Annotated in this window: 21 protein-coding genes; 11 read left to right on the top strand and 10 right to left on the bottom strand. The window is 71.9% G+C overall.

All coding sequences use genetic code 11. The annotated features are described in order from the left end of the window. Positions 1–30: 30 nt before the first annotated feature. Complete coding sequence (locus ACO0E1_RS05000) at positions 31–1,230, top strand: exonuclease SbcCD subunit D (protein WP_422873179.1); 1,200 nt, start codon at positions 31–33, stop codon at positions 1,228–1,230. After that, positions 1,230–4,229, top strand: coding sequence for an AAA family ATPase (locus ACO0E1_RS04995; protein WP_422873178.1), 3,000 nt, complete (start codon positions 1,230–1,232; stop codon positions 4,227–4,229). The genes ACO0E1_RS05000 and ACO0E1_RS04995 overlap by 1 nt, the downstream gene beginning before the upstream one ends. A gap of 21 nt (positions 4,230–4,250) precedes the next feature. On the opposite strand, the gene ACO0E1_RS04990 is transcribed toward ACO0E1_RS04995, so the two are convergent. Beyond that, positions 4,251–4,433: a hypothetical protein gene (locus tag ACO0E1_RS04990; protein WP_422873177.1), complete on the bottom strand. Its 183-nt coding sequence runs from the start codon at positions 4,431–4,433 to the stop codon at positions 4,251–4,253. After that, the gene (locus ACO0E1_RS04985) at positions 4,430–5,233 is read right to left on the bottom strand and encodes a class E sortase (RefSeq protein ID WP_413602814.1); all 804 of its coding nucleotides are present in this window, start codon (positions 5,231–5,233) and stop codon (positions 4,430–4,432) included. Before ACO0E1_RS04985 ends, ACO0E1_RS04990 begins: the two co-directional genes overlap by 4 nt. A gap of 112 nt (positions 5,234–5,345) precedes the next feature. Between ACO0E1_RS04985 and ACO0E1_RS04980 the strand changes: the two genes are divergently transcribed. Continuing rightward, positions 5,346–5,780: a GNAT family acetyltransferase gene (locus ACO0E1_RS04980; protein WP_422873176.1), complete on the top strand. Its 435-nt coding sequence runs from the start codon at positions 5,346–5,348 to the stop codon at positions 5,778–5,780. A gap of 58 nt (positions 5,781–5,838) precedes the next feature. Here the strand turns inward: ACO0E1_RS04980 and ACO0E1_RS04975 are convergent, their stop codons facing one another. After that, positions 5,839–6,804, bottom strand: a complete 966-nt coding sequence (locus tag ACO0E1_RS04975) for an EamA family transporter (RefSeq protein ID WP_422873175.1) — start codon at positions 6,802–6,804, stop codon at positions 5,839–5,841. A 36-nt stretch (positions 6,805–6,840) separates the two neighbouring features. On the opposite strand from ACO0E1_RS04975, the gene ACO0E1_RS04970 reads away from it, so the two are divergent. From ACO0E1_RS04970 to ACO0E1_RS04945, 6 genes are all read left to right on the top strand, one after another. After that, a complete protein-coding gene (locus ACO0E1_RS04970) occupies positions 6,841–7,977 on the top strand; it encodes a CPBP family intramembrane glutamic endopeptidase (RefSeq protein WP_422873174.1) in 1,137 nt (378 codons plus the stop codon). A 10-nt stretch (positions 7,978–7,987) separates the two neighbouring features. Beyond that, positions 7,988–9,844, top strand: a complete 1,857-nt coding sequence (gene recQ / locus ACO0E1_RS04965; RefSeq protein ID WP_422873173.1) for a DNA helicase RecQ — start codon at positions 7,988–7,990, stop codon at positions 9,842–9,844. Between the two features lie 82 nt (positions 9,845–9,926). Beyond that, on the top strand, positions 9,927–10,670 hold the full coding sequence (locus ACO0E1_RS04960) for a lysophospholipid acyltransferase family protein (protein WP_422873172.1): 744 nt from the start codon (positions 9,927–9,929) through the stop codon (positions 10,668–10,670). A gap of 133 nt (positions 10,671–10,803) precedes the next feature. Further along, on the top strand, positions 10,804–11,127 hold the full coding sequence (locus ACO0E1_RS04955; RefSeq protein ID WP_422873171.1) for a hypothetical protein: 324 nt from the start codon (positions 10,804–10,806) through the stop codon (positions 11,125–11,127). A gap of 19 nt (positions 11,128–11,146) precedes the next feature. Next, positions 11,147–12,160: a M23 family metallopeptidase gene (locus tag ACO0E1_RS04950; protein WP_422873170.1), complete on the top strand. Its 1,014-nt coding sequence runs from the start codon at positions 11,147–11,149 to the stop codon at positions 12,158–12,160. A 233-nt stretch (positions 12,161–12,393) separates the two neighbouring features. Further along, complete coding sequence (locus ACO0E1_RS04945; protein ID WP_422873169.1) at positions 12,394–13,236, top strand: NAD(P)-dependent oxidoreductase; 843 nt, start codon at positions 12,394–12,396, stop codon at positions 13,234–13,236. On the opposite strand, the gene ACO0E1_RS04940 is transcribed toward ACO0E1_RS04945, so the two are convergent. Further along, positions 13,233–13,457 carry a hypothetical protein gene (locus tag ACO0E1_RS04940; RefSeq protein WP_402728165.1) on the bottom strand — a complete coding sequence of 75 codons (225 nt, stop codon included), beginning with the start codon at positions 13,455–13,457 and terminating at the stop codon, positions 13,233–13,235. The two genes, ACO0E1_RS04945 and ACO0E1_RS04940, sit on opposite strands and share 4 nt — an antisense overlap. A 21-nt stretch (positions 13,458–13,478) precedes the next feature. Next, a complete protein-coding gene (locus ACO0E1_RS04935; RefSeq protein ID WP_422873168.1) occupies positions 13,479–13,976 on the bottom strand; it encodes a MarR family winged helix-turn-helix transcriptional regulator in 498 nt (165 codons plus the stop codon). A gap of 38 nt (positions 13,977–14,014) precedes the next feature. Here ACO0E1_RS04935 and ACO0E1_RS04930 point away from each other — a divergent pair, with 38 nt between their 5' ends. Next, on the top strand, positions 14,015–15,007 hold the full coding sequence (locus tag ACO0E1_RS04930) for an alpha-E domain-containing protein (RefSeq protein ID WP_422873167.1): 993 nt from the start codon (positions 14,015–14,017) through the stop codon (positions 15,005–15,007). Positions 15,008–15,221: 214 nt separating this feature from the next. Here the strand turns inward: ACO0E1_RS04930 and ACO0E1_RS04925 are convergent, their stop codons facing one another. Together ACO0E1_RS04925 and ACO0E1_RS04920 are read right to left on the bottom strand one after the other, a co-directional pair. Continuing rightward, positions 15,222–16,568 (bottom strand): MFS transporter, encoded by a 1,347-nt coding sequence (locus ACO0E1_RS04925; protein ID WP_422873166.1) that lies wholly within the window; start codon positions 16,566–16,568, stop codon positions 15,222–15,224. Continuing rightward, positions 16,565–17,008 (bottom strand): MarR family winged helix-turn-helix transcriptional regulator, encoded by a 444-nt coding sequence (locus tag ACO0E1_RS04920; protein WP_422873455.1) that lies wholly within the window; start codon positions 17,006–17,008, stop codon positions 16,565–16,567. The genes ACO0E1_RS04925 and ACO0E1_RS04920 overlap by 4 nt, the downstream gene beginning before the upstream one ends. A 134-nt stretch (positions 17,009–17,142) precedes the next feature. Between ACO0E1_RS04920 and ACO0E1_RS04915 the strand changes: the two genes are divergently transcribed. After that, a complete protein-coding gene (locus tag ACO0E1_RS04915; protein ID WP_422873165.1) occupies positions 17,143–17,895 on the top strand; it encodes an SDR family NAD(P)-dependent oxidoreductase in 753 nt (250 codons plus the stop codon). 242 nt (positions 17,896–18,137) lie between these two features. Here ACO0E1_RS04915 and ACO0E1_RS04910 read toward each other — a convergent pair whose 3' ends face one another. The 3 genes from ACO0E1_RS04910 to ACO0E1_RS04900 all read right to left on the bottom strand — a co-directional run bounded on the left by ACO0E1_RS04910 (position 18,138) and on the right by ACO0E1_RS04900 (position 20,566). Continuing rightward, positions 18,138–19,061, bottom strand: coding sequence for an acetamidase/formamidase family protein (locus ACO0E1_RS04910; RefSeq protein WP_422873164.1), 924 nt, complete (start codon positions 19,059–19,061; stop codon positions 18,138–18,140). A 79-nt stretch (positions 19,062–19,140) separates the two neighbouring features. Beyond that, positions 19,141–19,410: a hypothetical protein gene (locus ACO0E1_RS04905; protein WP_422873163.1), complete on the bottom strand. Its 270-nt coding sequence runs from the start codon at positions 19,408–19,410 to the stop codon at positions 19,141–19,143. Between the two features lie 13 nt (positions 19,411–19,423). After that, the gene (locus tag ACO0E1_RS04900; RefSeq protein ID WP_422873162.1) at positions 19,424–20,566 is read right to left on the bottom strand and encodes an inorganic phosphate transporter; all 1,143 of its coding nucleotides are present in this window, start codon (positions 20,564–20,566) and stop codon (positions 19,424–19,426) included. Positions 20,567–20,656 lie beyond the last annotated feature (90 nt).

The raw sequence follows: 20,656 nt of genomic DNA, 5'->3' as shown, positions 1-20,656 counted from the left end.
ATGTCCGAGGACGGCGCTACCGTGACGGGCATGCGCATCCTGCACACCGGCGACTGGCACCTGGGCCGCACCCTGCTCGGCGCCGATCTGCTCGAGCACCAGGCGGCGTTCCTCGACCACCTCGTCGGGATCGTGGTGCAGCGATCGGTCGACCTGGTGGTCATCGCCGGGGACGTGTACGACCGCGCGATCCCGCCGGTCGACGCCGTGCGAATGCTGTCCGCGACGCTCGAACGACTCTCGGCGGTCGCGACCGTCGTGGTGACGCCGGGCAACCACGACTCCGCCGCCCGGTTGGGGTTCGGTTCCGGCGTGATGAACGCCCGCGTGCGGATCCTCGCCGAACCGGCACGCATCGCCGAACCGGTCCTCGTGGACGACGCCGACGGGCCGGTCGCGGTCTACGGCATCCCGTACCTGCAGCCGGACATGGTGCGGTACGCCCTCGCCGACGTTCCGGACGAACCCCTCGCCCGATCCCACCAGGCAGTGGTCGGCGCCGCGATGGACCGGGTCCGTGGTGACCTCGCACAGCGGCCCGGCACCAGGAGTGTCGTCGTGGCGCACGCCTTCGTCGGCGGTGCCGAGCCGAGCGACAGCGAGCAGGACATCCGCGTCGGGGGCGTCGACCGCGTGGCCAAGTCCGCGTTCGACGGCGTGGACTACGTCGCGCTCGGCCACCTGCACGGGCCCCAGCGCGGCGGTGCCTCCGACCGCATCCGCTACGCCGGGTCGCCCCTGGCCTTCTCGTTCGGCGAGCGGCACCACACCAAGTCGGTGACCCTCGTCGACCTCGACGCCGCCGGCACGGTCTCCGTCGAACTCGTGCCGACACCCGTCCCCCGCCGACTCGTGGACGTCCGTGGCTCGCTCGACGACATCGAGTCCGGGCTGTCCGCTGAGCACGCCGATGCCTGGGTTCGCGTCGCCGTCACCGACACCGTGCACCCGGAGCGGATGTACGCCAGGGTCAAGGACCGCTTCCCCCACGCACTGGCGATCACGCACGAACCCGCCGACGCGCCGGCGCGCTCGGCGTCCAGAGCGGTGACCGCGACGTCCGACCCGGTCGAGGTCGCTGCTGATTTCGTGACGTTCGCCACCGGCGGGGCCCCCACGGCCGAAGAACTCGTCGTGCTGCGCGAAGCGTACGAATCCGCTGCCGCCGCGCTGTCGGAGCAGGACGGGGCCGCGCGCAACGGGATCGTGCACGAGGGGACCGTGCGCTGATGTACCTGCACCACCTCGAACTCCGCGCCATCGGTCCGTACCCGGACCTCGTCTCGATCGACTTCGCCGCGCTCGCCGCGTCGGGGGTGTTCCTGCTCGAGGGACCGACCGGGTCGGGCAAGTCGACCATCATCGACGCCGTCGTCTTCGCGCTCTACGGCGGACTCGCCGGCTCGGACGCCAGCTCCGACCGGCTGCACAGCCAGCACGCCGACCCCGCGGTCGAGCCGTTCGTGGAGCTGGTGTTCGAGACCGGTGCCGGCGTGTTCCGGGTCCGGCGCACGCCGCAGTACGACCGCCCGAAGCAGCGCGGCACCGGCACGGTGAAGCAGCAGTCCTCGGCGCAGCTCGTCCGGCTCGCGCACCCGACGGACGCAGCCGGTGAGCCGGTCTCCGCCCGCGCGCAAGAAGTCGGCGCCGAGATCGCCCGGATCGTCGGACTCGACCGCGCGCAGTTCTTGCAGACGGTGGTGCTGCCGCAGGGCGAGTTCGCCCGCTTCCTGAAGTCACCAGGGGAAGAGCGCAGGAAGCTCCTGCAGTCGCTGTTCGGCACCGAGATCTACGACCGCACCGCCGACGAGCTCGCAGCGCGTCGCCGGGCGGCGGCAGTCGAAGTGGAGGCAGCCGACGCACGCGTACGAGACGCCCTCGCGCGCTTCGCCGAAGCCTCCGGCCGGACCACGGCCGACCTCGCCGTGGTTGACGAGTCCGGGGTCGACGAGTCCGACGTCCCCGCGGTCGTCCTCGAACTCCGGCGGATCGCCGATGCCGCGGTCACGGCGCGGACCACGGCGGCAGCGGCGGCCCGGGCAGCCGTGGAGCACGAGCAGTCGGTCGTCCGGCGCCGCGCGACACTCGATCGCCGCAGTACCCTGCTCGCCCGGTCCGCTGCGCTCGACGAACGAGCGGACGCCGTCGCCGAGTCCCGAGCCCGACTGTCCCTCGCCGAGCGGGCGGCGCGGGTGGTGGCGGTCGCGGACGGCCTCGACGCCGCGCGTGCACGTGCCGACACCGTCGCCGGCGAACTCGCGGCACTCCGGCTCCAGCACGACGTCACCGCAGACGACACCGCGGGGGAGCGTGACCGCCTCGCGGAGCTCGTCGGGGCCGTCCGGCACCTCGTGCCCGTCGCGCTCGCCCTTCCCGAACGGCGACGGGCCGTCGACGACGCCCGCGCGCAGGCCGAGCGACTCGGCACCCGGCTCGCCGAACTCGACGCGGAGCTCGAAGCCCGTCCGGCGGAACGTGCGCGCATCGTGGAGGCATCCCGCGCTGCTGCCGAGACGGCCGCTGATGCCGAAGCCGCCCGTCACGAAGCCGATGCCGTGCGCGACCTCCGTCGGCTGGTCGTCGACCTCGCCGCGGTGCGTACGCGCGTCCAGGCAGCGGAGACCTCGGTGGCGTCGGCGCGATCGGCGGCCCAGGATGCCCTCGTCGCCGAGCAGCACCTGCGCGAACGGCGCATCGCCGGGCTCGCCGGGGAGCTCGGCCAGGCGCTCCAGCCAGGCGATGCCTGCCCCGTGTGCGGCTCGGTGGAGCACCCGGCGGTCGCCACGCCGCAGGACGACCACCCGACGCCGGCGCAGATCGCCGAGGCAGCAGCCGCTGCGCGACGGGCGGACGACGCCCTCTCGGATGCGGCGGCCACCCTCGCCGTCGAGCGTGCGGAGCAGGAACGCCTGACCACGGTGGTCGGCGGCACCGAGCCGGAAGAACTCGATCGCCGCACGGCCGTCGCGGACGAGCGCGTCCGGGCGGCGCGGACGGCGGCCACGACGGTCGCCGAACGCGAGCGGGACCGAGCCGCGCACGACGACGTCACCCGGGCCCTCGAACAAGACCGCAACGACGTCGACGCCCGTCGGCAGGTGCTCCTCGCGACGACGGCGAACGACTCGGATCGCATGGAGCAGGACACCACTGCCGTCGATGACGCCCTCGCCACCCTCGCCGCACACCTCGACGTCGAGCCGAAGGGACTGCCGGAGGCGGTGTCCGCCCTCGACGACCGGATCCAGGCACTCCGCGCGGTCGCCGAGGCGGTCGAGCGGGTCCGGAACGCCACCGCGGCCGTCGCGGAGCGTGCGACCGAGGTCACCGCGGCTGTCCGTGCCCAGGACCTCACCGACGTCGCCGCTGCTCGTGCAGCGGTACTCGGAGCGGACGACGCCGAGCGGCTCCGAACGACCGTCGACGATGCGGATCGCGAGCGCGCGGTCGTCGATGCCGGGCTGGCGGAGCCCGCCGTCGTCCAGGCCGCGGACGACGACCCGGCGACGATCGACCTCGACGCCGCCGGTGCCGAGACGTCCCGCACCGCCGAGGTCCTCGACGAGGCGACCAGGACGGCGGCGACCACGGGGGAGCGGGCCGACGCGAGCGAACGGTGCGCCAGGGACCTCGAGCGTGCCGTGTCCGCGCGCGAGTCCACCTCGGCACGCAGCCGAGCGGTGGTGCGGCTCGCCGACATCGCTGCCGGGGCGCCCGGGCAGAACCCCACCGGGATCACCCTCGGCACGTACGTGCTCATGCGCCGCTTCGAGGACGTCGTCGCCGCCGCGAACGACCGCCTCCGGACGATGCTCGGCGGCCGCTTCACGCTCGAGACCTCGGACGAACGAGAATCCGGTGCCCGAGCTCGACGGACGGGCCTCGCGCTCGCCGTCCGCGACCACACGACCGACACGACGCGTGACCCGCGGAGCCTGTCCGGGGGTGAGACCTTCACGTTCTCGCTCTGCCTGGCCCTCGGGCTCGCCGACGTCGTCCAGGCCGAAGCCGGCGGGGTCGCGCTCGGCACGTTGTTCGTCGACGAGGGCTTCGGCACGCTCGACCCCGAGACGCTCGACGGCGTCATCGGTCAGCTGTCCAAGCTCACCGCCGGCGGCCGGCAGGTCGGCATCGTCAGCCACGTGGAAGAGCTCAAGCAGCGCATCCCGGAGCGGATCGCCGTCCGCCGTGCACCGGGTGGTGGCTCACAGGTCAGCACCACGGTCTGATCCGGACACGACGGTCCGACCTCAGGGCGTCGGCGTCGCCGAGGTGTCGACCGTGCCGTCGGGCGGCGGGAGGATGTCCGCCGCGACCCAGGGGAACACCCACGTGAACAACACGAACGTGAGTGCGGCGAGCAGGACGATCAGTTCGAGGACCTTGAGGGCGGTCGGGCCGGGCAGGAGTCGCCAGACGAGCGGGAAGATCACTTGGGCGTCTCCGAGAGTTCCTTCGGCGTCCCCTCGGACGCGGGCATCCAGTAGTCGAGCTTGGCGTGGGTGATGTAGCGCTCCTTGGCGGACCACATCGGGTGGCAGGCGGTGAGCGTCAACCAGCGGTCGTCGGCGGTGGGCTCGACGCCGGGCTTGTTCGGGACGGGCGCGATCGTCTCGATGTGGTCGGGCGTGACGATCTGGCTGTCGGTGACCTTGTAGACGTACCAGACGTCGAAGTTCGTCGCCTTGTCGGTGACGCGGACGACGATCGCGTCGTCGGTCTTGAGCTCGGCGATCTGGTTGAGCGGCTTGCCGTAGGTCACGCGGTGGCCGGCGACGGCGAAGTTGCCCTCGGCGCCGGGCATCGCGGTGTCCTGGTAGTGGCCGAGTCCGATGGTGTTGAGGACCTTCTCGCGGTCGGTCCCTTCGCCGATCGGCTGGTCGTACCCGGCCCCGAAGCGCGGGATCTGCATGGTGCCGAAGACGTCCGTGACGTTCGGCGGCTCCGCCAGCACGGGTGCGGTGCCTCGGTGCTCGGTCCCGACGGTCGGCTTCGCCTTGGTCTGCCCGAGGTCCTTCACCAGGGAGGTCTGGTGCTGGTTCGCCACGACGTCGGTCCACCACGCGGTCCACACCACGTACAACCCGGTGACCGCGCCAGCGATGATGAGCAGCTCCGCGATGAGCGACACGATCGCGCCGCCGACGGTCTGCCGAGGACGAGGTCCCCGCTTCGTCCGGGCACGCTCGTCCCGTGCGCTGCGGCGCGAGGGAAGGGTCTCGTGTGCGGTCACGTGGCTCCCGATCCGGAGGGGACAGTCGTCGCGGTCGGACGACGCTCAGGTCTATCAGACCACGAGGACGCCACGCTGACGGACTTCTGCACACCCCAGTTAGCGTGGTGTCGTGCAGTACGTCATCCGGCAGTTCACCCCCGACGACACCGAGGCCGTCATCGCCCTCTGGGAGTCCTGCGGCCTGGTCCGACCCTGGAACGACCCGCGGAAGGACATCGCGCGGAAGCTCACGGTGCAGCCGGAGCTCTTCCTCGTCGCGACGGACCCACGGGGCGCGGACCGGGTCCTGGCCGCGGGCATGGCAGGGTTCGACGGGCACCGCGGCTGGGTGAACTACCTCGCGGTGCAGCCGGACCTGCAGGGATCGGGGCTCGGGCGCACGTTCATGGCCGAGTTCGAACGGCTGCTCGCCGACATGGGCTGCCCGAAGCTGAACCTGCAGGTGCGCGCCGGCAACGAACAGGTCATCGGCTTCTACGAGGCGCTCGGCTACGCGGACGACCACACGGTGTCGATGGGCAAGCGCCTCATCCCCGACGCCTGACGGCCCCGCCCGCCGCCCGCCCGAACGGTCCGGCAGGTCGCGCCGAGGGCGGAGCCGGTCAGGACAGGGCGAGCGCGACCGACGCCGCCAGCGCCAACCCGATGCCGAGCCCCTGCAGCACGGTGAGCCGCTCCCGGAGCACCGCGCCCGCGAGCACCACCGTGCCGATCGGGTAGAGCGCGTTGAGGACGCTGATCACCGGCAGCGTCACCGGGTCCGTGCTCGAGTGCAGTCCGGCCTGGATGAACACGTTCGCCATCGCGTCGAACACCCCGCACGCAACGATCACCAGCGTGAGCCGACGGACCGAGCCGCCGCGAGTCGTGGACCCGGCCACCCCGTCAGCGATGGCCGACGACGCGACGACCACCGAGCCTCCAGGCCGAGCCGGCCGAGCAGACCGAGCGGGCCGAGCCGACCGAGCAGGCCGCGCCGCCGCAGCCGACAGCACCGCCGCCGCACCCAGCAGGAGCGCCTGCAACACCCGCGCGACCAGCAGCGGCGCGACCCCGGAGTCCGCAGGGGTCTCGTTGAACGCGAGCACGATCCCACCGAACCCGCACCCTGCGACCGCCGCCGCGAGCACGCCTCGCGCGGTGAGCCGAGCGCCCCCGGCATCCCGCACCGACGCGACCAGCACGACCGCGACCACCGCGACGACGAGCGCGCCGATCGCCACCGGCGACAGCACGGTGCCCAGCACCAGCGCGACCACGACGGGGACGACGGCGGAGAACACGGCGGTCAGCGGTGAGAGCACGCTCATCGGCCCGATCGCGAGGGCGGCGTACAGCAGCAGCACCCCGACGCCGCCGCACACCCCGCCGACCGCGCCCCACAGCGTCGCCTGCCACGAGAACCGTGCCCCGACGACGACCAGCCCGACCAGGAGCGGTGCGATGCCCACGGCAGCGGCGATCGCGGCGACCGTCACGGGTCGGACGCGCCGCGACGCGAGTCCACCCAGGAAGTCCGCGAACCCGTAGACGAGTGCGCCACTGAGGCCGAGCATCACGGTGAGCACGGGTCCCATCCTGCCCCGCCCGGTAGCCTGCCCAGCGTGAGTGTTCCCTACCACCGCATGTTCCGGGTCGACGGCCGTTGGCGCTGGTGGCGGCCGCTCGTGGCGTTGGCCGTCTTCCTCGGGTTCTACCTGGCGACGCAGGTCCTCATCGCGGTCGCGTACCTCGTGCCGATCGGCGTGCAGCGTGGCCCCGAGGGGCTCAGGGCGTTCCAGGACCAGCTGTCGTCCGGGGCGCTCGACCCGACGGACCCGGTCGTGCTCTCGATGACGATCGTGTCCCTGGTGGTGCTGCTGCCGTCGATCATGATCGCGGTGCGGATCGCCCGACTCGGACCGATCGGCCAGCTGTCGAGCGTGCGGATGCGGGTCCGCTGGGGGTGGATGGCGCGCTGCCTGCTGCCGCTCCTCGTCCTGGCGCTCATCATGGTCGGCATCCAGACCGCCGGCACGTACACGATCGACGGATCCGGGCTGCACTGGAACACCGACGCGATCGGTCAGTCCACCGTGACGCTCGGGACCCTGACGCTCACGATCGTCCTCGTCGTGCTGCTCGTGCCGTTCCAGGCCGCAGCAGAGGAGTACGTGTTCCGCGGGTTCCTCATGCAGACGATCGGCGCGTGGATCCCGCTGCGAAAGGTCGGCGCCGTCATCGCCGTGCTGGTCTCGACGGTGGTGTTCGCGGTCCTGCACGTCCCGAACGGGTACAACATCTGGGGCATCCTCGACGTCGGGTCGTTCGGGCTCGTCGCGGCGATCATCGTCCTGCGGACCGGAGGCCTCGAGGCCACGATCCTGCAGCACGCGCTCAACAACGTCACGATCTTCGTGCTGCAGGCGCCCGGGTGGTCGAAGATCGACCTCGACTCGTCGGACGGGTCCGCCGTCGGGTGGCTCATCACGCTCGGTACCTCGCTCCTCTACTGGGGGATGATCGAGTTCACGGCCTGGCGCTCCGGCCTGGACCGCCGGTTCCCGGGGTCCGAGGTGCCGCGGTTCCGCGGCCCGGTACCTACCTGGGCAGGCGGGTCGCGCTGGGTCCGGCCGGGAGGCACGGGCTGGTCGGGTGCACCCGCTCGCTCCGAGGGGGTGGCCGGCTCCACCGCCGTGGCCGACTCTGTGGACGCTGCCACGCCTGTGGACAACGGCCTGGGTGTCGCCGGTCGCCCGTAGGCTCGGAGGCATGAGCACCATCCCGGCCGCTGCCGCGCCTCCCGCGGTGTCGCCGTCGCGCGCCGCCGCACTCGACGTCCTGCACCGGGTGTGGGGCTACGACGACTTCCGCGGTGAACAGGCCGCGATCATCGACCGCGTCGTCACGGGTGGGGACGCCCTCGTCCTGATGCCGACCGGTGGCGGCAAGTCGCTCTGCTACCAGGTTCCCGCGCTCGTCCGCGACGGCGTGGGCGTCGTCGTGTCGCCGCTCATCGCGCTCATGCAGGACCAGGTCGACGCCCTCGCGGCGAACGGGGTCAAGGCCGCGTTCCTCAACTCCACGCAGGGCCCGGACGAGCGCGCCCGGGTCGAGCGCGCCGTCGTCCAGGGCGAGGTGGACATGCTCTACCTCGCGCCGGAACGACTGCGGCTCGAGTCCACCCGGGCGCTGCTCGACCGTGCGCAGATCGCGCTCTTCGCCATCGACGAAGCGCACTGCGTCGCGCAGTGGGGCCACGACTTCCGGCCGGACTACCTCGAACTGAGCGTCCTGCACGAGCGCTGGCCGACCGTGCCGCGCGTCGCCCTGACCGCCACCGCCACGCCGCAGACCCACCGCGAGATCTCCGCCCGGCTCGGGTTGGACGACGCGGCGCACTTCGTCGCGGACTTCGACCGGCCGAACATCCAGTACCGCATCGAGCCGAAGACCGGGGCACTGCAGCAGCTCCTCACCTTCATCCGGACGGAGCACAAGGGCGACGCGGGCATCGTCTACTGCCTGTCGCGCAACTCCGTCGAGCGCACGGCAGCGGCGCTCGTCGACCAGGGCATCCCGGCGCTGCCGTACCACGCGGGCCTCGACGTGCGGGTGCGCGAGCGCAACCAGTCGCAGTTCCTCCGCGAAGACGGCATCGTGATGGTCGCCACGATCGCGTTCGGAATGGGCATCGACAAGCCCGACGTCCGGTTCGTGGCGCACCTCGACCTGCCGAAGTCGGTGGAGGGCTACTACCAGGAGACCGGTCGTGCCGGTCGTGACGGGCAGCCGTCGACGGCGTGGCTCGCCTACGGGCTGAACGACGTCGTGCAGCAGCGCCGGATGATCGACCAGTCCGAGGGGGACGCGGCACACCGTCGGCAGCTCAGTGCCCACCTCGACGCCATGCTCGCCCTGTGCGAGACGATCGAGTGCCGGCGGGTGCGGTTGCTCGCGTACTTCGGGCAGGAATCCACCGCGTGCGGCAACTGCGACACGTGCATCGCCCCGCCGGAGTCCTGGGACGGCACGGTCCCCGCGCAGAAGCTCCTGTCGACGATCGTCCGCCTCGACCGAGAGCGCGGACAGCGGTACGGCGTCGCGCACCTCGTGGACATCCTCGTCGGCAAGCAGTCGCCCCGCGTGCAGGAACTCCAGCACGAGTCCCTGGCGACCTTCGGCATCGGGTCGGACCTGTCCGAGGGGGAATGGCGCACGGTGGCGCGGCAGGTCCTCGCGCAGGGGCACGCCGCGGTGTCCGGCGACGGCTACGGCACGCTCGTGCTCAGCCAGAGCAGCGCCGAGGTCCTCGGTGGTCGCGTGCAGGTGCTCATGCGTCGTGACCCGGTGAAGGCGCCCCGTGCCAGCCGATCGCGCCGCCAGGTGGTCTCCGACATGCCGCAGGAGGCGCTCGGTCTGTTCGAAGCACTCCGTTCCTGGCGTGCGGCGCAGGCCCGCGAGCAGGGCGTCCCGGCGTACGTGGTCTTCAACGACGCGACCCTCAGGGGCATCGCGGCCGTTCGTCCGTCCGACGTCGACCAGCTCGCCGAGATCTCCGGCGTCGGTGCCGCGAAGCTCGAGTCCTACGGCCGTGCGGTGCTCGACGTGGTGGCCGCCGCAGACTGACCCGGCCGTCCATGCCCCGCGCGGCATGGAACCCGTCGACGCCTGACTACACTCGGAACCTCCCGCCACGAGGAGGCAGCAGGTGCCCGGTTCGACGATGTTCACCACCGTGCTCGCGCGTGCCGTGGTGGCGCCGCTCGCCCGCGTGGTCTGGCGCCCGAAGATCATCGGCCGCAAGAACGTCCCGAAGCGCGGCGCGGTGATCCTGGCGAGCAACCACCGGTCGTTCATCGACTCCCCGGCGATCACGATCATGGCGCCGCGAAAGGTCTCGTTCCTCGCGAAGCAGGAGTACTTCACGGGCAAGGGGCTCCGCGGAGCGCTGTCCCGCGCTTTCTTTGGCGGTATCGGTGCCATCGGGGTCGAGCGCGGCGCCGGGGCAGCCGCTCAGCACGCCCTCGACCTCGGCCTCGCGCGGTTGCAGGAGGGCGAGGCCTTCGCGATCTACCCCGAGGGCACGCGCTCCCTGGACGGCCGGATCTACCGCGGGCGCACCGGGGTGGCCTGGCTGGCGCTGACGAGTGGCGCGCCGGTCGTGCCCGTCGCGCTCACCGGCACCGAGGACGTCCAACCCGTCGGCTCCCGGATCCCGAAGCTCGCCCGCGTGACGATCGAGTTCGGCAAGCCGATCGACCTGTCCACCTTCGGAGAGGCGTCGTCCGGTCGGGCCAGGCGTCACGCCACCGATGCGGTGATGGCAGCCATCCAGGAGATGAGCGGCCAGGAGCCGGCGAACGCGTACAACAACCCGCCGGCGACGATCGTCGAGCGGGTGCGCCGTGTGCTGCACCGCGACGATCCGAGTGAGGCCGTCGAACCGGACTGATCATCGCGTATTCGTTGAGCACTATTGCACATATGAAATATCGATGATTGAATAGGGCTGTGCCGAACGGCACCGCCTGGCCGCCCGAACCGGACCAGGCGCACCCGCAGACCTGATCCGGAAGGCACGCAGCATGTCGACCACGCCGCTCTTCGACTCCATCTCCCGCCGCCACGAGCGCCCCGTCGCCGTCCGCGCCACGTTCACCCCGGCGCCGACCTCGCCCACGACGGCACCGGTTGCCCCAGCCCATTCCGCCCTCGTGCCGGCCGCCCTCGTCGCCGCCATCGACGACATCCCCGCCCGTATCAGTGCCGCGCTCCCGAAGGAGCACGCCGTGTGCGCCGAGCAGCTCGTCCTCGTCGAAGCGGTCGCCGACGCCATCACCCGCGCGGTCGTCGATGCCGTCGTGACCGAGCTCGACCGCATCGTCACCGACGGCGTCGTCCGTTCCTGAGATCCCCGCGGCACTCGACATGACGAACGACGGCCTCCCGATGCGTCCGCGCGGCGCAGCTCGTCACGCGGCGAACGCAGCCGTCGCGTCCTGGACCTCCGGAGCGGCGGTGCCGACCCCCGCCGCTCCGGAACCCACCCCGCGGCGTGATGCCCGCCGTGTGGCTCCGACCAGCCGGCGGACCGCGTCCCGCGCGGCTGACCCGACCGTCCGGCGGACCCCCGCGCCCGTGCCGGAGGCGACCCGAGCCTCCCGTCCGGCCGTCGTCCTGCCGAGCCGTCGTGACCTGCGTCCGGTCAAGCCCGCACCCGCCGCCGTGGCGATCCGAGCGGCCACGCAGGCGCTCACGCTCCCGCTCCGCAGCATCGGCGGCGCCATCAGCACCACCCAGACTGTCCCGCTCACCGCGACCGCGATCGCGGCGTGCCTGTTCGTGACGGTTGCCTCGCCGCAGTCCGCGATGGCGTCGACGCCGGAGAACACGGTCACCGCGGTGATGGACACACAGGAGTACATCGCTCCCGAGGGCGTCGCCATCTCCGTCGAGCGTGACGACTTCTCGGTCGCTCGTGCCCCGCAGGCAGCTCGCGGAGTGGTCGGAGCCGCCGGTGTGCCTGCTCAGGGCATGTCCGTGGTGCGCCCGGTCGCCGGGACGATCCCGGCGGCGGGCGGCTTCGGCGGGCGCTGGGTGCAGGGCTGTGGCGCGTGCTCGACCAACCACCAGGGGCTCGACTTCGCAGCACCGACCGGGACCACCGTCGTCGCGGCGATGCCCGGCACGGTCGTCTCGGCCGGGGTGTTCGGCGGGTACGGCAACCAGATCCTGCTGCAGCACGCCGACGGCACCCAGACGCGCTACGGGCACCTGTCGCAGATCGGCGTCCGCGTCGGTCAGGTGGTCGCTGCCGGTGAACAGATCGGCGCCGTCGGGAGCACCGGGGTGTCGACCGGGTCGCACCTGCACTTCGAGGTCATCGTCGGCGGCGTCCCGCGCGACCCCGCCGCCTGGCTCGGAGCCCGCGGCCTGCTCTGAGCGGCGGCGCGACCCCCGGGGTGCCCGGTCGCCGGGGTGTCCGGACGTCCGGCTGCTCGTCGAGTGCGCAGAAGCGGCGACCGGATCGGCTGGTAGGTCGTCACATCTGCGCACTCGATGCCGCACCCACCCCGCACCGAACCTGCCCCACCCACGCCGCACAAGGCCGCGGCGCGTAGCGTGCCATGCGTCGACGACAGGGTGTCGCGACGGAACGGAGGACGCACGTGCGCGTGACGGTACTGGGAACCGGGGCCATGGGAGCCGGCGTGGCGGGGTCGCTCGTCCGCGAGGGACACGACGTCACCGTGTGGAACCGCAGCCGCGAGCGTGCGCTGCCGCTCGGCGACCAGGGAGCGACGGTCGCCGACGACCCGGGCGCAGCCGTCGCGGACGCCGAGGTCGTCCTGCTGACCCTCTTCGACACCGACGCGGTGGTCGACGTCCTCGAGCAGGCCGCCGGTGAGGCTCCGGCGACCGCGGTCTGGGTGCAGTGCTCGACCGTCGGGGTCGACGGCACCGAGACCATCGTGCAGATCGCCGCGAAGTACGGCATCACCCTCGTCGAGGCGATGATGCTCGGCACGAAGGCGCCTGCGGAGCAGGGCAAGCTCACGATGCTCGCGGCCGGTCCCGCCGAGGTGCTCGACCGCATCGATCCGGTGCTCGACGCGATCGGCGTGAAGACCGTCCGCGCCGGCGACCGTGTCGGCGAGGGCACCGCGCTGAAGCTCGCCGCCAACGCGTGGATCGCCTCGATCACGGCCGCGACCGGGCAGTCGCTGGCGATCGCGACGGGGCTCGGCATCGACCCGCAGCTCTTCCTGCAGGCGATCGAGGGGTCGGCGAGCGACTCCGCCTACGCGCACACCAAGGGGAAGTCGATGCTGTCGGGGGAGTACCCGGCGCAGTTCGCGCTGGACGGCCTCCGGAAGGACATCGGCCTCATCACCGAAGCGGCACGGTCCGCCGGTGTGTCCACGACGCTCCTCGACGCACTCGGCCGGGTGTACTCGGACGCGAGCGCCGCCGGGCACGGGGACGACGACATCGCGGCGGTCGGGACGGCCTTCTAGCGGGAGCGGCGGAACCAGCCGCGGACGCGCGCTCCGAGTCGCCCGACGGCCTCGTCGTTCATGGTGTTCGCGAGGTCGAACGCCTCTCGGGTGGGGTCGCTGCCGTCCCGGATGCGGCGGAGTGCGGCTTCGGCCCGTGCCCGGTTGTCGAGTTCGGCGAAGGGCATGTCGTCCTCGGGCTCGTGCGTCCGAGGATGATCGGTGTCCCGTGCCTCGCTCATGCGATCAGGCTACGCGCGGGATCAGACGTCGACCGAGTCGACCATCGCGGCCATCTCGTTCAGGAACGAGACGATCACGGCGGCGTCCTCGTCGGAGAGCCGATCCGCGACTCCGACGGCCCTGGACTCGAGTTCGTCGATGACGAGCAGTGCACGGCGCATCGCGGGTCCGGACGCGCTGAGGATGACACCGCGTCGGTCGGTCGGGTCCGCGTGGCGTTCGACGTGACCGGTGCGGACGAGTCGGTCCACGAGCGCTGACGTCGACGCGGCCGTGATCCCGAGCCGCTCCGCGAGCTGCTTGGCGTTCACCGTCCGACCGGCGGCGTCGGCGTCGACGAGGACCCGCAGCGCGGCCATCGCGTTCTCGCCGATGCCGAGTGCCTCACGCGCCCGGCGCTGGGACGCGCTCTCGGCGGTGCGGTACCGCCGGAGGGCGTTCAGCACGTCGACCGCGTCGATCCGGGATCCGTCGTCGTACCAGAACCCGGCGGCGCGTGTCGTCACCTCCGTCGTCATGGCGACAATGCTAGACGATCTAGTTAGAGGGTCTAGTGATGCTCGGTACCGGTTTTCCTCGCAACACCCGTGACGCGGCCCGGAAACACCGTTGCAACGAGGGGTCAGTAAGTTCGCGACATGCAGGAGCCGCGGTGCTGAGCCGACTCGCCGGGAGTGTGTTCCGCGTCGGTGCCGCAGTGGAACGAGCCGATGTGCTCGCACGGCTGCTCGACGTGTACCTGGCGCGGTCCGACGCGGCGTCCGGCGCGGGGGAGCGGATCGTCAGCCGTGAGCTCCGCGTGGTCGCCGGAGCCGCCGTCCGGCCCGCCACCGTCCTCGATCGGCACACGACCCTCGAGTCCCTCGCCCTCGATCGGCACCAGCCCGCCTCGATCGCCGCAGCGGTTGCCGTGGCGCGGGACGACGCTCGGCGCGCCCGGGACGTCGTCTCGACCGAGCTGTGGGACTGCCTCAACGTCACGAGGTCCCGGATGCCGCGCAAGATCGCCGGTGGCCGGGAGCACGAGTTCCTGGGCTGGGTGCGCGAGCGCAGTGCCCTGGCGATCGGTGTCGTCGAGGGTGACGCCAGCCGCGACGAGGTATGGGAGTTCTTCACCCTCGGACGGTCCCTGGCGCGGTGCGCCGCGACCGCGAGGCTTCTGGCCTCCGACCTGCTCGAACCGGAGTCGGCGGCGTCCTGGGGCACCGCACTGCGGGCATGCGGGGCGGGCGAGGCGTTCCAGCGGGCGACCGGGTCGGGCGCCCCCGCGTCCGAGGCGGCAGCGTTCCTGCTGCTCGACGACCGCAGTCCCCGCTCGATGCTCTTCCTCACCCTCCGCGCCGAGGAGTGCCTCGCGGACGTCGCGCCCGCCGCCGTGACCGAGGAGCTCGACGACCTCCGCGGTGCCCGCCGCGCGCTCCAGGCGCTGGCGCCGGCCGAGGCGGTCGACGCGGCCCGCGCAGCGGGACAGCGGCTCGCGGCGGTCGCGGACCGCGTCGCCGGAGCGCTCGACGCGCGCGTCTTCGCGGCGGCGGAACCGACGCACTGAGCGCAGGTCGCACCGGACGGGAGGCTCGTGGCGGCCCCGCCCCGCGCCTCCCGTCCGGCATCGCGTTCCTACCCACAACGGTCGCGATGGGAGGTCGAATCGCGCGTAGACGGTCAGAACTTCCGACCGCCTACGCACGATTCGGCTTCCCACGCGCGGAAGGACCCGCGGCAGGCGCGGCGCGCGAGGCCCGGAGCGCGCGCGGCGTGGCGGGTCAGACTGCGCTGGAGCGGTCCGCGACCGCCTCGTCGCGCTCGAGGTCCTGCCGGATCTCCGCACGCGACGCGCGCGTCCCGACCACGGGGATCGAGTGGGTGACGGCCATGTGCAGGCGGTTGTCGGCGTCGTAGCGCACGCGGTAGTGCTGGAACCGGACGAGCCAGACCAGGGCGATGGCGAGCGCGACGAACCCGGAGGCGGCGCCGACACCGATCGCCCACCTGGGGCCCCAGGCGTCCGCGACCGCGCCGACGATCGGGGCGCCGATGGGGGTGCCGCCCGCGAAGATCGCCATGTACAGCGCCATCACCCGGCCGCGCATCGCCGGCGCGGTGGTGGTCTGGACGAGGGCGTTGGCCGTCGTCATGAAGGTCAGCGAGGCGAGCCCGACGAACATCAGCACGATCGCGAACGTCCAGTACGTCGGGGCGAAGGCGGCGGCGGTGCACGCCAGGCCGAACCCGGCGCTGGCGAACACGAGCAGGCGCATCCGTGGGCGGTCCCGTCGTGCCGACAGCAGCGCGCCGAGCACCGAACCGATCGCCATCACGGAGTTGAGCAGGCCGAACTCGCCGGCGCCCTTGTGGAACTCCACCCGCGCCATCGTCGAGGTGAAGATCGGGAAGTTCACGCCGAAGGTGCCGACGACGAAGATCATGCAGAGCACCACGATGATGTCGGGGCGCGTGCGGACGTACCGGAAGCCGGCGGTGATCTGCCCCTTGCCACGCTTCGCACGGACCCGGTCGGCGAGCTGTTCGGGGTCGACGAACCGCAGGGCTCCGAGGACCGCGGCGAACGAGGCCGCGTTGATGATGAACACCCAGCCGGAACCGATCGCGGCGATGAGCACGCCGGCGACCGCCGGTCCGATGAGTCGGGCGGCGTTGAAGGACGCGGAGTTCAGCGCGACGGCGTTCGCGACGTGCTCGCCGGTGACGACGTCGGAGACGAAGGCCTGGCGCACCGGGGTGTCGAACGCGGCGACGATGCCGAGTGCCAGGGCGAAGGCGTAGAGCCACAGCAGCGTGGCGGTGTTCGTCACGACCATGATGCCGAGCCCGAGGCCGAGCATCCCCATCAGGCCCTGGGTCACCATGAGCGTGCGGCGGCGGTCGAAGCGGTCGGCGACGAGGCCGGTCCAGGGCAGCAGGAGGAGCTGCGGTCCGAACTGCAGGGCCATCGTGATGCCGACCGCGATCGCGTTGTCGTGCGTGAGCTGCGTCAGGACGATCCAGTCCTGCGCGGTCCGCTGCATCCAGGTGCCGACGTTCGACACCAGGGCACCTGCGAACCAGATGCGGTAGTTGCGTCCCGACAGGGACCGGAACATGGCCGTCACTGGTGGGCCAGCCTCCTCATGATGTCGGTGGCCTCGGCGAGGACGCGCCGTTCGGCCGGGGTGAGTGCGGCGATGCGCGGTGAGAGCCAGCCGTCGCGGCGGCGGCGGGTCTCGACGACGACGTCGGCGCCCGCCGGGGTGGCGCCGATGAGGACCTTGCGGCGATCGTCCCCGTGCCCGCCCTTGGACAGCAGCCCGCGGTCGACGAGCGCGGCGACGGTCTTCGTCATCGACGGGGGTGTGACGCCCTCGTTCCGGCTGAGCTCGGCGAGGGTCATGGGGCCGTCGCGGTGCAGTCGGGCGAGTGCCGAGAACATCGCGTCGCTGACCGTCGAGTCGGCCTTCTGCGCGCGGAGCGTCCGCGACAGCCGGTTCACCGCGATGCGGAAGTCCGTGCTGAGCGACGCGTGCGGCGCGGAGCGCCTGGTGGTCTCGGGCATGGTCACGATCGTTAGCCTAGCAAATTAGTTCAGCGAACGAACTTGTTACCGGCGGGAATCATCCATGCAGGTGTATCGTTCTGGACCGTAGACAACAGGTGTTGCCGAAACGACGAGTAGGAAGAAGCAGACACATGTCCGAGTTCGAGGGCAAGGTCGCCATCGTCACCGGTGGTGGCAGCGGTATCGGCGAGTCCATCGCGAAGGAGCTCGCCACCGCGGGCGCGAAGGTCGTCGTCACCGACATCAAGCTCGACGCCGCACAGCGCGTCGTCGGGGAGATCGAGGCGAACGGTGGCGCGGCTGCCGCGTTCGAGGCGAACTCCGCCGTCGCCGCCGACAACGAGCGGGCCGTCCAGTTCGCGGTCGACACCTACGGCGCGCTGCACCTCGCCGTGAACAACGCCGGCATCGGTGCCGCCCCGCAGAAGATCGGCGAGTACGACATCGCCGCGTGGGACCGCGTCCGTGCCGTGGACCTCGACGGTGTCTTCTACGGGCTCCGCTACGAGATCCCGGCGATGCTGGCCTCCGGTGGCGGGTCGATCGTCAACATGGCGTCGGTCCTCGGGACGGTCGGCATCGCGCAGAACGCCGCGTACGTCGCGTCGAAGCACGCGCTGGCCGGGCTCACCAAGGTCGCCGCGCTCGAGTACTCGGCCCAGGGCGTCCGCACGAACGCGGTCGGTCCCGGCTTCATCGACACCCCGCTGCTGCGCAACGCGATGACCCCGGAGGCGATCAGCGCCCTCGAGGAGGAGCACGCCACGAAGCGCCTCGGCACGGACGCCGAGGTCGCCGCGCTGGTCCTGTTCCTGCTGAGCGACAAGGCCTCGTTCATCACCGGCAGCTACCACCTGGTCGACGGCGGCTACTCCGCCCACTGACCCTTCCGCGCGTAGGCGGCCCTTCCGCGCGTAGGGGGTCGAATCGCGCGTAGGGGGCCCTTCCGCGCGTAGGAAGTCGAATCGCGCGTAGGAGGTCGGAAGTTCCGACCTCCTACGCGCGATTCGGCTTTCTCTACCGGGCGCGATGGGCAGGATCGCGCGTGGTGGGCACTGGACGGGAGGCCCTGCTCACGTTCCCGACGTCGGGAACGTGAGCGGGGCCTCCCGTCCGACGCGGGCCGTCAGGCCGTGATCGCGTCGTGGGGGAGCAGGGCGTGCACGCCCCACGTGCGGTTCGCGACCTGCGTGACGCGCATGCTCACCGCGACGCTCGACATCGCGAGCGCCTCGGGGCGGGTGATGCCGTGCAGGCCGGCGATCCAGTCGACCATCCGGTCGAGGGCGGCCGTCGTCGCGGCGTTGAGGTCGGCGTCGAACCCGAAGGTGATGCGCCCGGCCGGGGTGTCGGCGTGGATGCCGTCGACCGGAGCTTCGTCCAGGAGCGACAGCGTCACCGTCGTCGTCATGCCGCACTCGACCGCCGTGCCGGAGACCTCGCCGTCGCCCTGCGCCGCGTGCCCGTCGCCGACGAAGAGCAGCGCGTCCGGCACCGTGACCGGGAGGTACAGGGTCGAGCCCGCGACGAGTTCACGGCAGTCGATGTTCCCGCCGCCCAGCGGCCGAGGCGGGATGGTCGAGTGCTCACCCGTCGGTTCCGGCGGGACGCCGACGACCCCGAGGAACGGCGCCGTCCGGACGCCGAGGCCGAGCTGGTTGCGGGCGACGCCGGTGTCGGCGTCGATGTCCCAGAGGAGTGGACCGCGCTCCTCGGTCAGACCGAGCGCACGGTTGACGGGCGCGTCCACGCCGCCGGAGCCCGTGTAGCCCCAGTTGTCCGGGACGAGGTCGTCGAACCGCACGGCGAGGACCTGTCCCGGTCGGGCACCCTCGACGGCGACGGGGCCGACGAGGCAGTGCCCGCGTCGCCCGTCGAGGAGCGTCGGCGGGTGGTCGCCCGGGTGCTGTTGGCGCTCCGTGTACCCCGCCGCGCTCAGCGTGCGGATCGTCGCGGTGTCCCCGGGCGCGACGCGGAGCACCGGGTCCCGCTCGGCGGTGAAGACGTCGATGGCGGTGTCGAGCGAGGCGTCGATGCGGTGGTCGGTCACGGTCCGATCATCGCAGGCGAGCGTTCCGCCGGTCCGGCGTGCGCGTCGCCGGACCGGTGCGCGTGCCGCCGTGTCTCGGTCAGTGGAACTGGGGGATCGTCATCCAGATGCCGTAGAGGACGGCGGCGATGCAGACCGCGAAGCACAGACCGGCGCCGGCGAGGGCGATCGGCGGCGTGTGCCCGGACCGCGGGGTCTCCTCGCCGTACTGCGTCCGCTCGCCGCCCGTGTCGACCGGCTGCCCCGTCCCGAGCAGCCGCAGCCCGATCGTGTAGACCAGCACGACGCCGACCGCCGCCACGAACCCGACGCCCGCGACGATCGCGATGCTCCCGAAGTCGATGTCCATCGTCGTCTCCCGTTCAGCCCTTGGCCTCGACCGGCTCGCGCTCGGTCGCGTCCGTCGTGATGTCCTCGTGCGAGACCGGCCGGCGCTTCGCCAACGTGTAGAAGGTGAGCCCCGCCGCGAGCGCCAGGACGGCGACGGCGATCAGCCCGATCACCGACGTGGACGCGAGCCAGGTCGCGAGCGCCCCGACGACCGCCGCGGCCGGGAGCGTGATCACCCACGCCACGACGATCCGGCTCACCACGTTCCAGTGCACGTCGGCGAGCTTCTTGCCGAGCCCGGAGCCGATCACCGAGCCGCTCGTGACGTGCGTGGTGGAGAGGGCGAACCCGAGGTGGGAGGACACCAGGATGGTCGCGGCCGAGCTGGTCTCCGCGGCGAAGCCCTGCGGGGACTGCACGTCGGAGATCTTCTTGCCGACGGTCTGCATGATGCGCCACCCGCCCATGTAGGTGCCCAGGCCGATCGCGAGGCCGCACGCCAGGATCACCCAGAGCGCTGGTCCGGTGCCGGCGTCCTGGTAGTTCGCGGCGATGAGGGTCAGCGTGATGACGCCCATCGTCTTCTGCGCGTCGTTCGTGCCGTGCGCCAAGGACACCAGTGAGGCCGAGATCGTCTGGCCGTGTCGGAACCCCGTCGCGGCGCCGTGCGTCGTGGCGTTCTTCGTGAGCGCGTACGCCAGGTAGGTCGCGACCAGGGCGATGACGCCGGCGATCACGGGGGAGAGCAGCGCGGGCAGCACGACCTTCGACACGACGGTCGCCCAGTCCACCGAGTTCAGACCGGCGCCGATGATCGACGCCCCGATGAGCCCGCCGAACAGCGCGTGCGTCGACGACGACGGCAGCCCGAAGTACCAGGTGGCGAGGTTCCAGAGGACCGCGCCGACCAGTCCGGCGAAGATCATCGTCGGCGAGATGTGGATGCCGTCCTGCCCCTCGCGGATGATCCCCTGCGATACGGTCTTGGCGACCTCGGTGGACAGGAACGCGCCGACGATGTTGAGCACGGCGGAGATGAGCACGGCGGTCCGGGGCTTGAGCGCACCCGTGGCGACCGACGTGGCCATGGCGTTTGCGGTGTCGTGGAACCCGTTCGTGAAGTCGAACACGAGCGCGACCACGATCACCAGCACGACGATGACGAGGACGTCCATGGCGGCGACGGTAGGCCCGCGGCGACGCGCTCGGGTGAACGCGGGGTGAACAGGTCAGGCCGTGCCGCCGCCCGGTCGCTCCGGTCGTCT

It is taken from the genome of Curtobacterium guangdongense (genome assembly GCF_049341845.1).
GTDB classification, from domain to species: domain Bacteria; phylum Actinomycetota; class Actinomycetes; order Actinomycetales; family Microbacteriaceae; genus Curtobacterium; species Curtobacterium guangdongense.
Note: the sequence above shows the minus strand (reverse complement) of the source record. Positions and strands in the feature narration are given on the sequence as shown.

Excerpts from the sequence above, each read along its gene's own strand:
- ACO0E1_RS04920 (WP_422873455.1), bottom strand. The coding sequence starts at position 17,008 with ATGCCCGAGACCACCAGGCGCTCCGCGCCGCACGCGTCGCTCAGCACG.
- ACO0E1_RS05000 (WP_422873179.1), top strand. The coding sequence starts at position 31 with ATGCGCATCCTGCACACCGGCGACTGGCACCTGGGCCGCACCCTGCTC.
- ACO0E1_RS04930 (WP_422873167.1), top strand. The coding sequence starts at position 14,015 with ATGCTCGGTACCGGTTTTCCTCGCAACACCCGTGACGCGGCCCGGAAA.
- ACO0E1_RS04905 (WP_422873163.1), bottom strand. The coding sequence starts at position 19,410 with ATGGACATCGACTTCGGGAGCATCGCGATCGTCGCGGGCGTCGGGTTC.
- ACO0E1_RS04915 (WP_422873165.1), top strand. The coding sequence starts at position 17,143 with ATGTCCGAGTTCGAGGGCAAGGTCGCCATCGTCACCGGTGGTGGCAGC.
- ACO0E1_RS04950 (WP_422873170.1), top strand. The coding sequence starts at position 11,147 with ATGACGAACGACGGCCTCCCGATGCGTCCGCGCGGCGCAGCTCGTCAC.
- ACO0E1_RS04900 (WP_422873162.1), bottom strand. The coding sequence starts at position 20,566 with ATGGACGTCCTCGTCATCGTCGTGCTGGTGATCGTGGTCGCGCTCGTG.
- ACO0E1_RS04935 (WP_422873168.1), bottom strand. The coding sequence starts at position 13,976 with ATGACGACGGAGGTGACGACACGCGCCGCCGGGTTCTGGTACGACGAC.
- recQ (WP_422873173.1), top strand. The coding sequence starts at position 7,988 with ATGAGCACCATCCCGGCCGCTGCCGCGCCTCCCGCGGTGTCGCCGTCG.
- ACO0E1_RS04940 (WP_402728165.1), bottom strand. The coding sequence starts at position 13,457 with ATGAGCGAGGCACGGGACACCGATCATCCTCGGACGCACGAGCCCGAG.
- ACO0E1_RS04995 (WP_422873178.1), top strand. The coding sequence starts at position 1,230 with ATGTACCTGCACCACCTCGAACTCCGCGCCATCGGTCCGTACCCGGAC.
- ACO0E1_RS04955 (WP_422873171.1), top strand. The coding sequence starts at position 10,804 with ATGTCGACCACGCCGCTCTTCGACTCCATCTCCCGCCGCCACGAGCGC.